This is a genomic window from Rhodococcus sp. MS16, from assembly GCF_013277795.1.
GTDB classification, from domain to species: domain Bacteria; phylum Actinomycetota; class Actinomycetes; order Mycobacteriales; family Mycobacteriaceae; genus Rhodococcus_F; species Rhodococcus_F globerula.
In genome coordinates this window covers 598,005-611,626 of record NZ_VBTM01000004.1, presented here as the reverse complement: position 1 = coordinate 611,626, position 13,622 = coordinate 598,005, and the positions used below count along the sequence as shown (strand labels likewise).

Sequence of the window (13,622 nt, the reverse complement as noted above, 5' to 3'; positions counted from 1 at the left end):
GTCACCTCGAAAGCAGGATCGACATGGGACGTACAGAACCTACAGAACGTACCGAACGTTTTAGGGGACGCACTGCAATCGTCACCGGCGCCGCTCAGGGAATCGGCGAGGCATACGCCCGCGCACTCGCAACCGAGGGTGCCAATGTTGTTGTCGCCGACCTCAATCACGAACTCGGCGAATCGGTGGCCAAACAGATCTCTGCCGACGGTGGCAGCGCGGTCTTCAAGGCGGTCGACGTTGCCGACGGCGCATCCGCCCAGGCGCTCGCAGACTTCACGATCGAGCAATTCGGAAGCATCGAACACCTGGTCAACAATGCTGCCATCTACGGCGGAATGAAGATCGACTCACTACTCACAGTCGACTGGGAGTACTACCGGACGTTCATGAGCGTGAACATGGACGGCGCATTGCAGGTGTGCCGAGCAGTGGTGCCCCACATGCGCGCCAACGGCGGTTCGATCGTGAACCAGTCCTCCACTGCCGCCTGGCTGTACTCCGGTTTCTACGGCCTCGCCAAGGTGGGAATCAACGGCCTGACTCAGCAATTGGCCACCGAACTCGGTTGGTCCAAGATCCGGATCAACGCGATTGCACCCGGACCGATCGACACCGAAGCCACCCGCACGGTCACACCAGGCAACATCGTCAAGGACATGGTCAAACGGATTCCACTGCAACGCATGGGAACACCGGAAGACCTGGTGGGCATGTGCCTGTTCCTCCTCTCCGACGAAGCGAGCTGGGTGACCGGCCAGATCTTCAACGTCGACGGCGGGCAGGTGTTCCGATCGTGACCGAGAATGCCGACAAGCCCACGCTCGGCTACATCGGATTGGGCAATATGGGCGCGCCCATGGCGACCCGTCTCCTCGGTTGGCCGGCCGGGCTGGTGGTGTGCGACGCGCGAGCCGAAGCGCTCGAACCGTTCACTGCCGCGGGGGCTCGTGCAGCACAAACGCCGGCCGACGTCGCAGCCACGGCAAGCGTCATCTCGGTAACCGTGCTCGACGACGCTCAAGTGCGTGATGTCGTCAACGGACCTGACGGCATCCTCAGCACCGCTCCACCCGGAACCGTCATCGCCGTCCACTCGACCATCTCCGACACCACCGCGGTGGAGTTGGCCAGGATCTGCGAAGAGCACAGTGTGACCTTGATCGACGCACCCGTCAGTGGCGGCGCCCCCGGTGCCACACAGGGCAAGCTCGCCGTGATGATCGGCGGGCCGATAGAGGCTTTCGAGAGGGTTCGCGAGCCGTTCGGATGTTGGGCAGAACTGGTGGTCCACGCCGGAGACATCGGCGCCGGAACCCGAATGAAGCTGGCGCGTAACCTTCTTCACTTCGTATCCTTCACCGCCGCTACCGAAGCGTCGCGGTTGGCCGAAGCGGCCGGTCTCGATATTCGCACCCTGGGTAAGGTCGTACGCCACACCGATGCCATTACCGGTGGGGCCGGCGCCATCATGCTGCGGACCACCACCGAGCCCGTTGACGAGAGCGATCCTTGGTACTCGATTCTCGGTCACGTTCGCAACCTGGGTGAGAAAGATCTGAGCCTGGCGCTCGATCTGGGTGACCGTCTCGGCGTCGACCTGCCCCTCGCGCACCTGGCACTGACCGGGCTAGGTCCAGGACTCGGTGTGGGGGTAGGCGCCCCGCCGGAAAATACCGCATTCTCAGGACCATCCACGAAGGAGCAGTCATGACCGATCTGAACGGACACTCCATCTCCGAGGCCCGGACACGCGGTGTGTCGAAAATGAACGAGGTGTACGGCTGGGAATTGCCTGCCGACGTTCCGGGAGAGTTTTTTGCCGTCACAGCAGATCATCTGTTTGCCGATATCTGGAATCGGCCGGGGTTGTCGATGCGTGATCGACGGTTGCTCCTCCTTGGCGCGATTACCGCCCAGGGGCAAACCGACGTCGCAAAAATCCAGATCAATGCGGCGATCCTCAACGAGGAACTCACCGAGCAGCAAGTCGAGGAAGCTGCAATCTTCCTGTGTCACTACACCGGGTGGCCATTGGCAACCGGACTCAACAATGCCTTGATCTCGGTCAAGTCCGACCGGCGTAAGGCCGCCCGAGCTGCCGAAAAGGCCGCAACCGAACCAACTCCCGCGAAGGACTGAAACGCGATGGCCCCAGCGAACTCCACCGGATCGGCGCACTCGATTCGGCCCGTAGCCGTAGACGATGTAGACACCTGGCATCTCGAAGCCGACGTTGTTGTCGCCGGATACGGGATCGCCGGCGTCAGCGCCGCCATCGAAGCGGCGCGAGCGGGTGCGGACGTGCTCGTTCTCGAACGCACCAGCGGGTGGGGCGGGGCCGCCGCGTTGGCCGGCGGGTTCATCTATCTCGGCGGCGGTACACCGCTGCAGAAGGCACTCGGTTTCGAAGACACCCCCGAGAACATGAAGACGTTCATGATGGCCGCTCTCGGCCCAGGTGCCGACGAGGAAAAGATCACCGACTACTGCAACGGCAGCGTCGAACACTACAACTGGCTGGTCGACAACGGAGTGCCGTTCAAGGAGAGTTTCTACGGCCAGCCGGGCTGGGAAACTCCGTTCGACGACGGTCTCATGTACTCCGGCGGCGAGAACGCCGCGCCTTTCAACGCCATCGCCGCCCCGGCCCCGCGCGGGCACGTACCGCAGATGAGCGACAAACGCACCGGCGAGAAGGGCGGCGGGTTCATGCTGATGAAGCCACTCGTCGAGACGGCGGAGAAACTCGGCGTGCGGGCCGAGCACGACATGCGGGTGCAACGCCTTGTTGTCGACGGTGATCGAGTGGTCGGCATCATCGCCAAGCGCTACGGCAAGGAAGTGGCTGTGCGGGCTCGGACCGGTGTTGTTCTGGCAATGGGCAGTTTTGCCTACAACGAGTCGATGGTCGAGTCGTATGCGCCGCGTCTGATCGGGCGGCCAGGTGCGGCCATCGAGGAGCACGACGGCACTGCCATCCGGATGGCGCAAGCTCTGGGCGCCGACCTCGCGCACATGGACGCCACCGAGGTCGCGTTTTTCGGCGATCCTCAGCTGATGGTGCGCGGAATCCTGGTCAACGGCCACGGGCAACGCTACGTCAACGAGGACACCTATCCTGGGCGCATCGGCCAGGAAACGTTGCTCCGCAACAACAATGAGGCCTACCTGATCATCGACGAAGCCGCGTACGACGAGGGCGCCGGCGCTGACAGTTCCACGCCGTTCTTCCGGTTCCGCCCCAAGTGGGTGGCCGAGACCGCCGCGGAACTCGAATCGGACATGGGTTTGCCCGAGGGCACCTTGCAGTCCACTGTCGAGGTGTACAACCGCCACGCCGAACGGGGCGAGGATCCGGTCTTCGGCAAGAAACCCGAATGGGTCAAGCCGATCGGCTCCCCGATTGCCGCCCTTGACCTTCGGGGCTTCACGGCAGGCTTCACCCTCGGCGGCCTGCGAACGTCGATTCAGTCGGAGGTGCTGCACGTTTCGGGCGAACCGATCCCCGGATTGTTTGCTGCGGGCCGTTGCACTGCCGGAGTCTGTGCCGGCGGATACGCGTCGGGAACGTCGCTCGGTGACGGCAGTTTTTACGGTCGGCGCGCCGGGATCAGCGCAGCCAAGGGTTAGCGGGCGTACTCTCACCGACCGCGTCCCCGTCAACGAACCGAAAACGGACCTAAAGAGCCTCGCACCACATGATGCGCTGCGGAGCATTCGCCCTCGCCTCTGGACCGACAGTGAAACCACTCGACCGGCCCTCGATCGCGGTAGCGGCACCCGAAGATTGTCGAACCGGTGTGCCGGCAACTCCGGTTCGCGCAGAATGGAAGTCTGCGTACACACGGACGAACCCCGGGAGCGGTGCAATGATCCGACGACGGCTCGGCCAAACATTGATGGTGATCACGCTCGCCTCTGCGGTCGTCTCGACCGCGCCCGCCCAGGCGCAGGTGCCGTCGCCAGTCACGGCGCCGGGCACAGTGACCGCGACAGATCCCCTGCCACGAACCTTCTGGATCCCCGGCGCCGTCAACGGATCAAAGCTCACCTATTGGTCCACGGGACCGCTGAACCGGCCCGCGTTGAGTACGGGCGCGCTCTTCCTCCCCGCCGGTGATCCACCCGAAGGCGGCTGGCCGGTGATCTCGTGGGCCCACGGCACCGTCGGCATTGCCGACAAGTGCGCTCCCACGGTGACCGGGACCGTCGGCAGTCCATACCTCACGAACTGGCTCTCGCAGGGCTACGCGATCGTCGCGACCGACTACGTGGGGCTCGGCACGCCGGGAATCCACCCCTACCTGGACGGACCGTCGGAGGCGCACAGCATGATCGACATGGTGCGTGCTGCGCGTGCGGTCGAACCGTCGCTCTCACCGCGGTGGGTGGCACTCGGACAGTCTCAGGGCGGGCAGTCCGCGATGGTCACGGCAGCGATCGCAACACGATACGCACCGGAACTGGACTACCGGGGCGCGGTCGCGACCGGGGCGCCGTCGAATCTGGAGAACCTTGCACCACTCGTGGGGCCGGACTTTCCCCGATTGCCACTGACCGGCAGCACCGTATTCGTGTCATACATCCTGGCCGGACTCCGGGCGGCACGACCCGATCTCGACATCGATCGTTACCTGACACCGCGCGGCACCGATGCCCTGGCCCGAGCCGAAACCGACTGCTACCAGGAAATGGCATCGGACCTCGGCGACGTCACGATCGGCGATCTGGTGAACCGGCCCCTCGACGATCCCGCAGTGCTGGCCGCTGCTCGCAGCATGCTGGAAATCCCGGCGACCGGGTACGATCGGCCCGTCTTCCTCGGGCAGGGGCTGACGGACGAGATGGTGCCGGCGCCGCTCGCGTTGAAACTCGCCGCCGAACTCGCCGCCAACCGCCAGCCAGTCACATTCCGCACCTATCCGACGGGGCATATCGAGACGATGCGGGCTGCACTCCCCGAGAGCCTCTCCTTCGTCCGGAACCTGTTCGAGCCGTAGATAAGTCGATGCTCAGCGCGGGGCCAGGTTCTTCAGTGCCAGAGCAAGAATGCGCTGCATGTCTTCGAACCGATAACTCGCCTCGGGTTGGCAGACTCGGACAGCGACCAGGTAATTCGACATGGCCAGTCCGTGCAGCAGACCCCAGAGCATTGGACCGATGTCCCGAGCCTCGCCGGCGATCAGGGTGCCGCTCTGCTGCGCCTCGACGACGCTACCCTCGACGAGTCCTTGCGGCGTGCGGTAATACGTCCGCGAGATCTGCACTATTACGGGGATGCCGAGGCAATCGTGTCTCGGTACGAGGCCCGTTTTCATCCGGACCAAAAGATCCATTTGCGTGATGACCGACCACAACTGACAAGCCACGTGATCGTGCAAAGTCATTGAAGTACGGATGTGAAAAGGAAGATTAGGGCCGAGTGCGTCTCGGCGGTGCCGACGACAGTGCCTCAGAATCGTTCGTTACTAACACACCCGACGATGAGACACTCCGAACCTGCGCCGGCCTTGCCGACTGTGAATCACAGCAGTAAGTGGCGTGATTTTCGCGGCGCTTCCCGTCCGTGCTCCACGTGAGGGTGCGATGGGCCTGGGTCAGCGAAGTCCTCGGCTCAGCACGCCCGAAATGAGTAGTTGCACGAGAATGGTGGCCTCGTATTGGGCGTCGCTTGCGGCACCGATGCAGAGGTTGCCGATGCCTTTGAGCACGTTGTACGCATCGACCGGCGGAGCAGAGTCAACGGACTCGAGTGCTGCCTCGAGGAGATCGCCACACACCGGTACGAGACGGTCAACGAAGTAGGTGTGCAGAGCGTCGGACCCGGCGCTGTCTCCGTGGAGTGCGCCAGCGAGCCCGTGTTTGGTGACAAGGAAATCGACGAACAAATCCACCCATGCCCGCAAGGCCGCCTCGGGCGCCGCGCTCTCCGCGAGTAGTCGCGGGCCGGCTTCTGCGCATGCCTCGACCTGGTGTCGGTACACCGCCACCACGAGCTCCGGACGGGTCGGAAAGTGACGGTAGATCGTCCCCACACCGACGCCGGCTTTCGCTGCGATCTCCCGCACCGGAGCGTCGACCCCGGACGTCACGAACACCGCCGCCGCTGCGTCAAGGAGTGCCTGCTGGCTTCGACGCGGACGGCCCACCTGCTGGGGCCGCGCAACGCGCGACTGGTCGCTCTCGGTGTCAGTCATGTGCCTGTCCTCACCATTCGATCGGGTGCACTTGCATTACGGAACACTGTTCCGTAACGTTACGGAACGTCACTCCGATAACCAGTATCGCAGAGCGCACCCGCAGCAAGGAACTTTCCATGACCTCATCAATGATCAACACACTGAACGGCATTGTCGGCGCCGGCACTCCGGTCGTCTCCGTTGCTCCCACCGAACTGTCCGCCCCCGACCGGCCGGTACCGCTGGAAGTTCGGGTGTCCGCCCCGGCGACCGGCGCGAACCTGCCGATCGTGGTGTTCTCCCACGGCAACGGGTGGAACCTCGACGGCTACGCTCCGCTCACCGCGTTCTGGGCCTCCCGCGGGTTCGTCGTGATCCAGCCCACCCACCTCGACTCGCGCCGGAACGGTTTCGGGTTCGACCACCCGGTGTTCCCGACCATCTGGACCGAGCGGATCACGGATCTCACCCGCATCCTCGACCAGCTCGACACCATCGAGGCCGCCGTCCCCGGGCTTGCCGGCCGCATCGACCGCAGCCGCGTCGCCGCCACCGGTCACTCCTGGGGCGGACAGACAGCGCAGTCACTCCTCGGCGCTCGGATCTTCGACGAAGCAGGCCAAGTCGGCGAGGACATGTCCGACAGCCGCGTCACCGCGGGCATCCTGTTCGCAGCAACCGGCGTCGGCGGCGACGACCTGCATCCGTTCGCGAAGGCGAACTTCCCATTCATGCGCCCCTCGTTCCAGGAACTGACCACGCCCACACTCGTCGTCGCCGGCGACCACGACCAGTCCAAGATGTCCAGCCGCGGCCCCGACTGGTTCACCGACGCCTACACACACAGCCCCGGCGCCACCGACCTCCTAACCTTTTACGGTGCCGAGCACTCGCTTGGCGGAATCGTCGGATACGAAGTCGCCGAAACCACGGACGAAAGTCCGGAACGGGTCGCCGTCATCCAGCGGATGAGCACCGCCTACCTTCGCAGCGCTCTCCGCGTCGATGAGACCAGCTGGCCCGCCGCCCGCGCCGCATTCACCGACAGCGCCGACCCGATCGGGCACGTCGACAGCAAGTGACAGGCCCAGTTAGGTCTCTCGTCGTGCACCAATGGTCGCTGGCAGAGGCCTGACTGCGGTACTTGGGAGCGGCACGTCGACAGCGACTACTGCCGGCGAGACTGGTGGTGGTCGTAATGAGATGAAGACGTTGCGCCGGATGCCGGGATGACTGCATTTTTCAGAAGACGACTGCGCGCTCGGTGGAAGCATCATCACTGAGTCGTTCCCTGACTGACTGCTGAACCTTGAGTCCGAGAATTGATCGGGTGTTCCCTAAGGTTGGTGGTGTCCAGAGTGGACGCTCTGGATGCCCAGCGCGGTGGGGTGTAGCTGATCGGGTTTTGTTGCTGTCGTAGCTCGATAGGACTGGCTGCCTCACCGTTCTGGACGCTCCGGTCGCTGATTGAGAGCTGATGCGAACGGTCGCTGTTTAGGGATCTGGTGACGGAGACGTCCACGGGCCCCACCTGCAACGACAGGAGCGAGTTGATGAATGATCACCTCACCGTGTGGATCGGGATCGATGTCGGGAAGGCCTCGCACCACGCATGCGCGATCGACGACACCGGAAAGGCCCTCTGGAGCCAGAAAGTGCGCAACGACCATACGCCGGCTGCTTCGACGCAGAAAGAATGACCGCAAATCGACTCCACAGATGACGGACGGAACACACATTACGATGGACGCCGTCACAGCCACGCTCCCAACAATATTGGCCCACACAGCATCTGCTCACAAGGCTCGAACACAGAAGCCGGCAAGCACGTCGACAGAATTGCTCAGGTCCATTCTGTGGCTCTCAGCCCTGACGGTCCGGACTACCTCGCACTACTCCAACTATAGTTGCTATAGTCAAACTTTAGTTGGAATGAGGAGGTACCTGCCATGCAGCTGAACAGGCCGTTCGCCACGGTAACACCGACCCTGGACGGCGACGTGCTAGCTGTCTTGGCGAGCGCGGAGGTCACGTTCACGATCAGCCAAGTCCAGCGCATCCTCGCCACGGGGTCGGGCGAAGGTATCCGCAAGGTCCTCATCCGCCTCGTCGCGCAAGGTGTGGTGCTCCGCGATCAGGTAGGTAGGACCAACACCTACCGCCTCAACACCGAGCATCTCGCGGCCGAGCCCATTATGGCGCTTTCACAGCTGAACTCCACCTTCCTCAAGCGCCTCGAAAAGCACCTGGACGGGTGGCGCAAGACGCTGCGGTACGCCGCAGTGTTCGGATCGGCAGCGGCCGGGCGCATGAAGCTCGACAGCGACATCGACCTGTTCCTGGTGCGCGCCGCTGACGCCGGCAACGACGGGGACGATGCGTGGGAGGAACGGGTAACCGAACTCGCCCGACTGGTCACGGCGTGGACCGGCAACGACGGCCGCGTCGTCGAGTACGCCGAAGACGAACTCCGTGCCGCGGCCGCCGCCGGCGAACCCCTGCTCCGTGACGTGGCGAAGCAGGGCCTGACCGTAGCGGGAACACGGAGCTGGTTCAACGCGCAACTGCGCCCCGCTGCGAAGAGATCCTGATGGCGGGACAACGCGACTGCGACTCCGTTGTCACCGGGGGCCGCATGTCCAAAGCGAACGAGTTCTTCGACGCCGCTGACCATCGCGGAGAGGAGATGCCCAACGCCGCCGGGGACTTGTACGTCGACGCGGGTATCGCCGCCTCGGACGTACTCTGCTGCGTGCGCCTAGGTGTGCACTCGAACACCGGCAACCACAGCGAGGCCATTGCCCTACTCAAACGTGCCGACAGTGGATCCGAACGGCATCTGAACACACTGCTGAACTTGAAGAACAAAGCGGCCTACACGCACCAGGACCTGACCTCTGCGGAGTTGAAGAAGATGAACCGCGCGGCGGAGCACCTGGTCGAGGCAGCCAAGCAGGCAATGGCCGCCCGGGGGTAGTCCGCCGACTCCCCGGGATCCAGCGCGCCTACCGTTGCGTGGGGCGCCGTCGTTTGTTCACAAAAATGCGCTTTAAGCCATCACAGCTGTATTACCCGATCATGCATCCCGATCCCTGCATTACCCGACTACCGCTTCCACGAGCGTGGGTCCAGGGACCGCATGTGCCCGGCGCAACGCCGCCCGCAACTCTCCTACCGAGTGCACCTGAGAGGACGGCACTCCGTAGCCACGAGCGGTCGCACACCAGTCCAGACTCGGATTGGTAAGCGAAGTCAGAGAGTTCGCCAAGTCGCCACTGGTGTGACCGAGGCGCTGCAGCTCGGTGTTAAGGATTCCGTACTTTCGGTTCGACACCAAGACGACGGTGATATCAGTACCTTCGCGGGCCATCGACCACAGTGCCTGAACCGTGTACTGGGCACTGCCATCGGACTGAATCGCGACGACGCGACGTCGTGGTGCCGCCAACGACGCACCAAAAGCTACAGGTAGTCCCTGTCCGATTGCACCACCCGTGTTGGTAAGAACACTGTGACGCGGCCCGTTCTGCGATGCTGCGAAAAAGCTGTGCCCGACAGTGCCACCTTCGATTGAAACAATGGCGTCCTCCGGCATCGTCTCAGCCGCCACAGAACCGATGGTCCATCCGTCCAGGCCCTGCTCATCCGAGAGCGCGGCAGTTTGGCCACCCACACTGACGGTGGCCGTCGAAGCGCCCACCGGGAGGCCGGACAATTCTTCGTCCAGCGCAACAAGTGCGGCGTACGAGTCCTCCTCGTCGGTCGACAACGTCAGTGTTGCAACGCCTTCGGCAAGAGCACTCGGATGTTCCCGGTACCCGAAAAACGCGACCGGTGACTTGGTACCGACCAACACCAGCGGGGCAGCGCTCGATAACGCCGCAACCGCATCTTCGGGGAAGTACGGCAACCGGCCGAACTCAGGACGGTCTCCACCTCGATCAAGTCGCGCTGCCGTCGTTCCGGTGAATGCGCGGCCACCAGTTCGTCGACAGATCCGATCAAGTATTGTGCGGCAACGAGTTTCGAACGCATTCCCGCCAATGAGAAACACCGGCCGCGCATCATTCGCTCGTAAGCTCGCAGCAACTGCCTCCACCGCGCTGTCCGCAGGACGTGAGCGCGCGGTCTGGCAGGAAGTCACCGCGAGCGGGATTGCATCCTGAATCGTAAACAATCCCAACTGGGTGCATCGCCGTGTGCTCCAAACCTATTGCGCCACTAATTCTTTGAATCAACGTGACAGTGCCATCCAAGATCGGGTTCAAACCCTTGAACCATGCCTGCGCGACCGCAGCCGTGTCACAGGCAGTGATCAGTTTCGCGGCGCGGTACACGATACGAAGGCGTTCGACATCGGTGTCGATGCCGATGGTTCGCGTGCCCTCCACCCACAGACGGACCGCCCGTGTTTCCTTGACCTTCCCGAGATCCGCGACAAGGCGAGCGCCGAGCATCTCGCGCAGTGCGGTCACCAATTCCGCCCGCTTCATGCGGGCAGCAAGATTGTAGGCAACGAGATCAGGCCTCGGATGCGACGTAGTCATATAAATACACCCCCCAATCACAGGGAAGATCACATCGAGAACCCGCCATCAACACAACGGTCGTGTGGCATCGACCATGGCTCGAACTGGCCGACAAACTGTTGAGTGACCCCTGTTCGACTCTGCCAAAACCACGTTCTTCCTGCGCAGAAGACTGAACCGAGATTTCTCGGCCTATTCGGTTGAGAACGGCATCTTCACTCCATGTCCCGCTGGATTCCGGCGAATTGAACCGCTCCAGAGAGCTTTGAACAGAGTCCCCAACTTGGCGTGATTCCAATCGGTCGGCGTGCCGGGGTCAGCGCGGCCAAGGGCTAGCGGGCACATTTTCACAACGGGGTTCTCATGCCGACCAGTGGGACTCGCACAGCGGCCTGGCAGGTTCGCGCCGCTATCGTCGGAGGAGGAAACCACACGAGATGGAGTCGACGATGAACATCACTGTGCCCGAGGGCAAAGATCCCATCGAATACGTGTGGGGTGACATGGTTCCCGAGATCGGGCGCGCGGCGTCGAGACTCTCCCGGGCAGTCACCACGAAGTCGACGCTCGGCCTACGCGAGTTCGAGGCCGCACGGTTGCGGATCGCGCAAATCAACGGCTGCATCGTGTGTATGGACTGGCGCACCGAACGCGACGGAGTAAAAGTTGAAGATACTTTTGGCGAATCCGTTAAAAACTGGGAAACCACTGACGCTTTCGACGACCGCACGCGCCTGGCCGCCGAATACGCGCAGCGGTACGCATTGGATCACCACGGCCTCGACGACGCATTCTGGGAACGGATGAGCGCGCAGTACAGCCAAGCGGAGATCGTCGAACTCTCGATCAGCATCGGATCGTGGATCACGTCCGGTCGGCTCAATCACGTTCTCGGACTCGACACGGTCTGCGCACTGCCCGGTCAGTGAAGCTGGGACTCACGGCGTCGTTCCAGAAACAAGGTGTCACGCCACTGTCCACCCAGCTGGGCGATCCGTGAGCGGGTGCCGACAATGCGGAATCCGACGGCCTGATGCAGAGCAATGCTCGCCCGATTCTCAGGGAAGATGGACGACTGGACTGTCCAGATCTCGCTGGTGTCGGCGGCCTGAACTTGATGACGTAGGAGCAGTTTTCCGACGCCGCGGCCACGCGCTGCGCCGCCGACGTAGATGGAGTTCTCGGCAACACCCCGGTAGCAGTCGCGCGATGAGGTGGGACTGAGGGTCGCCCAGCCCACGACATGGCCGTCGATCTCGGCTACCCACCGATGATCGGGCAACCATTGCTCGTCCAGCTTCTGCGCGGAAGGCACCGACGTAGTGAATGTTGCTGTACCGGTGCCGATTCCCTCGCGGTAGATCGATCGCACGCCGTCCCAGTCACGCTCGTCCATTCTGCGGAGCGTGACGTCTGTCGGCAAGGCCCCCAGTGTGTCGCGCACCTGCGCCCGCGGCGAGACGATCTTTGCCGCGTCCATGAGGTCGGAATACGCCGAACCCGCAACGCGGATCACGGAAGTCCCGCCTTGGACGTCGACATCGATGAAGCCCACGTTCGCGAGCGCCTCGAGATGGGTTCCGAGTGTCGACGGTTCGATGCCGGTTTCACCTGCAAGTGCCGCAATCTCGACTGGTCCGACTGCAGCGAGTTGCAATACACGAAGCCTCGCGGGATCTCCCAGACAAGCAAATCGACGGGCAAGAACGTCAGTGTCTTCGGCTGCGGCGACGCTGCGCGTTTCGGAACTCACCCGGTGATGATAACCGCGCTGACCAGCATCTAGGTTAGTCAGACCTCGAGCGATGCGAGAGAAGTGAGCAATAACTCACCGGCTGACCGGTACCTATCGCTGGGTACCGATCGCGTCGGCGATCATGGGCCAGGAGTTGTGCAGATCGTCCTGCCAGTAACCCCACGAGTGAGTGCCGGTCGGCCGGAAGTCGTACGTTGCCGGGATTCCCAACGTATTGAGGCGATCTGCGAGGCGCTGCGTGCACTGATTTGTGCCCGCCTCGATGACGCCGCCCACGATCACCTGATTGGCGAGGACACCCGGATCTCCATTCACCATCGGCCCCGCCAAGGTCTCGTGCGGGCCAGGTAAACCGGTTCCGTTGCTGATGTACAGGTCAATGCCACGCAACTTCTCCGCGTTGACAACCGGATCGTTGGCCACCCAGGCCGGACTTCCGGGAGGACCCCACATATTGTTGACGTCGCCGCCGCGGAAGCTGACCACGAAGGTCACATAGTCCTGACCCGGTTGGGTGCTCGTCTCAGCGCATCCGCTGAACGCTCCCACGGCGCGATACACCGACGGCGCCGCTTCGGCCAGACTCAGAACCGATGTGCCGGCCATGGATAGACCGGCGACGGCATTCTCCCCTGTAGTTCCGAGCGTTGCGTCGACGATCGGGGGAAGCTCCTCGGTCAGGAAGGTAGTCCATTTATTGAGTCCGAGAACGGGATCGGGTTGCTGCCAGTCCGTGTAGTAGCTGTATGCACCGCCGATGGGATTGACGACGTTGACGTTCTTGTCACCGAAGAAATTGACGACGTCTGTCCGGGTCTGCCACGTCGCCGAGTCTTCGCCGCCGCCGGCTCCATTGAGCAGATAGAGCGTCGGCCGTGGCGCGCTCGCATCTGCTGGGAGGATCACCTCGAGCGGTATCACTTTGTCCATCGCCGCCGAGCGGACGTACATCGTCAGTTGGCGGTCGTTGACCACTTCGATGCGATCGAGCGCAGACCCGTCTGCCGATGTCGGTGTGCCGGGGGGAAGAGATCGAGACTGATCGGCAGACGCCAGCGCTACTTCACCGAACAATCCCGTCGACGCAATGAGTGCGCCAACCAGTAGTGCCCGACTGTGTCTGATCCTTCTCATTGCCGCTCCTCGTGCTCGATT

At 62.9% G+C, this 13,622-nt stretch carries 14 protein-coding genes and 2 pseudogenes; 10 read left to right on the top strand and 6 right to left on the bottom strand.

Annotated features, from left to right (window positions below; translation table 11 throughout):
- Window positions 1-23: 23 nt before the first annotated feature.
- The 5 genes from FEZ60_RS12285 (at window position 24) to FEZ60_RS12265 (ending at window position 5,003) form a co-directional block, all read left to right on the top strand.
- Window positions 24-800 carry an SDR family oxidoreductase gene (locus FEZ60_RS12285; RefSeq protein WP_116101391.1) on the top strand — a complete coding sequence of 259 codons (777 nt, stop codon included), beginning with the start codon at window positions 24-26 and terminating at the stop codon, window positions 798-800.
- The gene (locus tag FEZ60_RS12280) at window positions 797-1,714 is read left to right on the top strand and encodes an NAD(P)-binding domain-containing protein (protein WP_172936171.1); all 918 of its coding nucleotides are present in this window, start codon (window positions 797-799) and stop codon (window positions 1,712-1,714) included. The genes FEZ60_RS12285 and FEZ60_RS12280 overlap by 4 nt, the downstream gene beginning before the upstream one ends.
- Window positions 1,711-2,142 carry a carboxymuconolactone decarboxylase family protein gene (locus FEZ60_RS12275; protein ID WP_172936170.1) on the top strand — a complete coding sequence of 144 codons (432 nt, stop codon included), beginning with the start codon at window positions 1,711-1,713 and terminating at the stop codon, window positions 2,140-2,142. The genes FEZ60_RS12280 and FEZ60_RS12275 overlap by 4 nt, the downstream gene beginning before the upstream one ends.
- Before the next feature lie 6 nt (window positions 2,143-2,148).
- A complete protein-coding gene (locus FEZ60_RS12270) occupies window positions 2,149-3,633 on the top strand; it encodes an FAD-dependent oxidoreductase (protein WP_202025946.1) in 1,485 nt (494 codons plus the stop codon).
- Window positions 3,634-3,872: 239 nt separating this feature from the next.
- The gene (locus FEZ60_RS12265) at window positions 3,873-5,003 is read left to right on the top strand and encodes a lipase family protein (RefSeq protein ID WP_033231410.1); all 1,131 of its coding nucleotides are present in this window, start codon (window positions 3,873-3,875) and stop codon (window positions 5,001-5,003) included.
- Between the two features lie 12 nt (window positions 5,004-5,015).
- Here FEZ60_RS12265 and FEZ60_RS12260 read toward each other — a convergent pair whose 3' ends face one another.
- Together FEZ60_RS12260 and FEZ60_RS12255 are read right to left on the bottom strand one after the other, a co-directional pair.
- Window positions 5,016-5,321, bottom strand: a complete 306-nt coding sequence (locus FEZ60_RS12260; protein WP_172936169.1) for a hypothetical protein — start codon at window positions 5,319-5,321, stop codon at window positions 5,016-5,018.
- 279 nt (window positions 5,322-5,600) lie between these two features.
- Window positions 5,601-6,200 carry a TetR/AcrR family transcriptional regulator gene (locus FEZ60_RS12255; protein WP_172936168.1) on the bottom strand — a complete coding sequence of 200 codons (600 nt, stop codon included), beginning with the start codon at window positions 6,198-6,200 and terminating at the stop codon, window positions 5,601-5,603.
- 119 nt (window positions 6,201-6,319) lie between these two features.
- Here FEZ60_RS12255 and FEZ60_RS12250 point away from each other — a divergent pair, with 119 nt between their 5' ends.
- The 4 genes and pseudogenes from FEZ60_RS12250 to FEZ60_RS12235 all read left to right on the top strand — a co-directional run bounded on the left by FEZ60_RS12250 (window position 6,320) and on the right by FEZ60_RS12235 (window position 9,159).
- The gene (locus FEZ60_RS12250; protein ID WP_172936167.1) at window positions 6,320-7,264 is read left to right on the top strand and encodes an alpha/beta fold hydrolase; all 945 of its coding nucleotides are present in this window, start codon (window positions 6,320-6,322) and stop codon (window positions 7,262-7,264) included.
- A gap of 471 nt (window positions 7,265-7,735) precedes the next feature.
- Window positions 7,736-7,849, top strand: a pseudogene (locus tag FEZ60_RS12245) (transposase); the annotation flags it as partial.
- Between the two features lie 282 nt (window positions 7,850-8,131).
- Window positions 8,132-8,773, top strand: coding sequence for a nucleotidyltransferase domain-containing protein (locus FEZ60_RS12240; protein ID WP_172936166.1), 642 nt, complete (start codon window positions 8,132-8,134; stop codon window positions 8,771-8,773).
- A complete protein-coding gene (locus tag FEZ60_RS12235) occupies window positions 8,773-9,159 on the top strand; it encodes a hypothetical protein (protein ID WP_172936165.1) in 387 nt (128 codons plus the stop codon). The genes FEZ60_RS12240 and FEZ60_RS12235 overlap by 1 nt, the downstream gene beginning before the upstream one ends.
- 120 nt (window positions 9,160-9,279) lie before the next feature.
- Here FEZ60_RS12235 and FEZ60_RS33120 read toward each other — a convergent pair whose 3' ends face one another.
- Entirely contained in the window at window positions 9,280-10,236 is a 957-nt protein-coding gene (locus tag FEZ60_RS33120; RefSeq protein ID WP_172936164.1) for a thiamine pyrophosphate-dependent enzyme, read from the bottom strand.
- 196 nt (window positions 10,237-10,432) lie between these two features.
- A pseudogene (locus FEZ60_RS12225) lies at window positions 10,433-10,729 on the bottom strand (hypothetical protein); the annotation flags it as partial.
- Between the two features lie 431 nt (window positions 10,730-11,160).
- On the opposite strand from FEZ60_RS12225, the gene FEZ60_RS12220 reads away from it, so the two are divergent.
- A complete protein-coding gene (locus FEZ60_RS12220) occupies window positions 11,161-11,640 on the top strand; it encodes a carboxymuconolactone decarboxylase family protein (RefSeq protein ID WP_172936163.1) in 480 nt (159 codons plus the stop codon).
- Here the strand turns inward: FEZ60_RS12220 and FEZ60_RS12215 are convergent.
- Entirely contained in the window at window positions 11,634-12,464 is an 831-nt protein-coding gene (locus FEZ60_RS12215) for a GNAT family N-acetyltransferase (RefSeq protein ID WP_172936162.1), read from the bottom strand. The genes FEZ60_RS12220 and FEZ60_RS12215 overlap by 7 nt on opposite strands.
- Before the next feature lie 93 nt (window positions 12,465-12,557).
- On the bottom strand, window positions 12,558-13,601 hold the full coding sequence (locus FEZ60_RS12210) for an alpha/beta hydrolase family protein (RefSeq protein ID WP_045070131.1): 1,044 nt from the start codon (window positions 13,599-13,601) through the stop codon (window positions 12,558-12,560).
- Window positions 13,602-13,622: the final 21 nt, after the last annotated feature.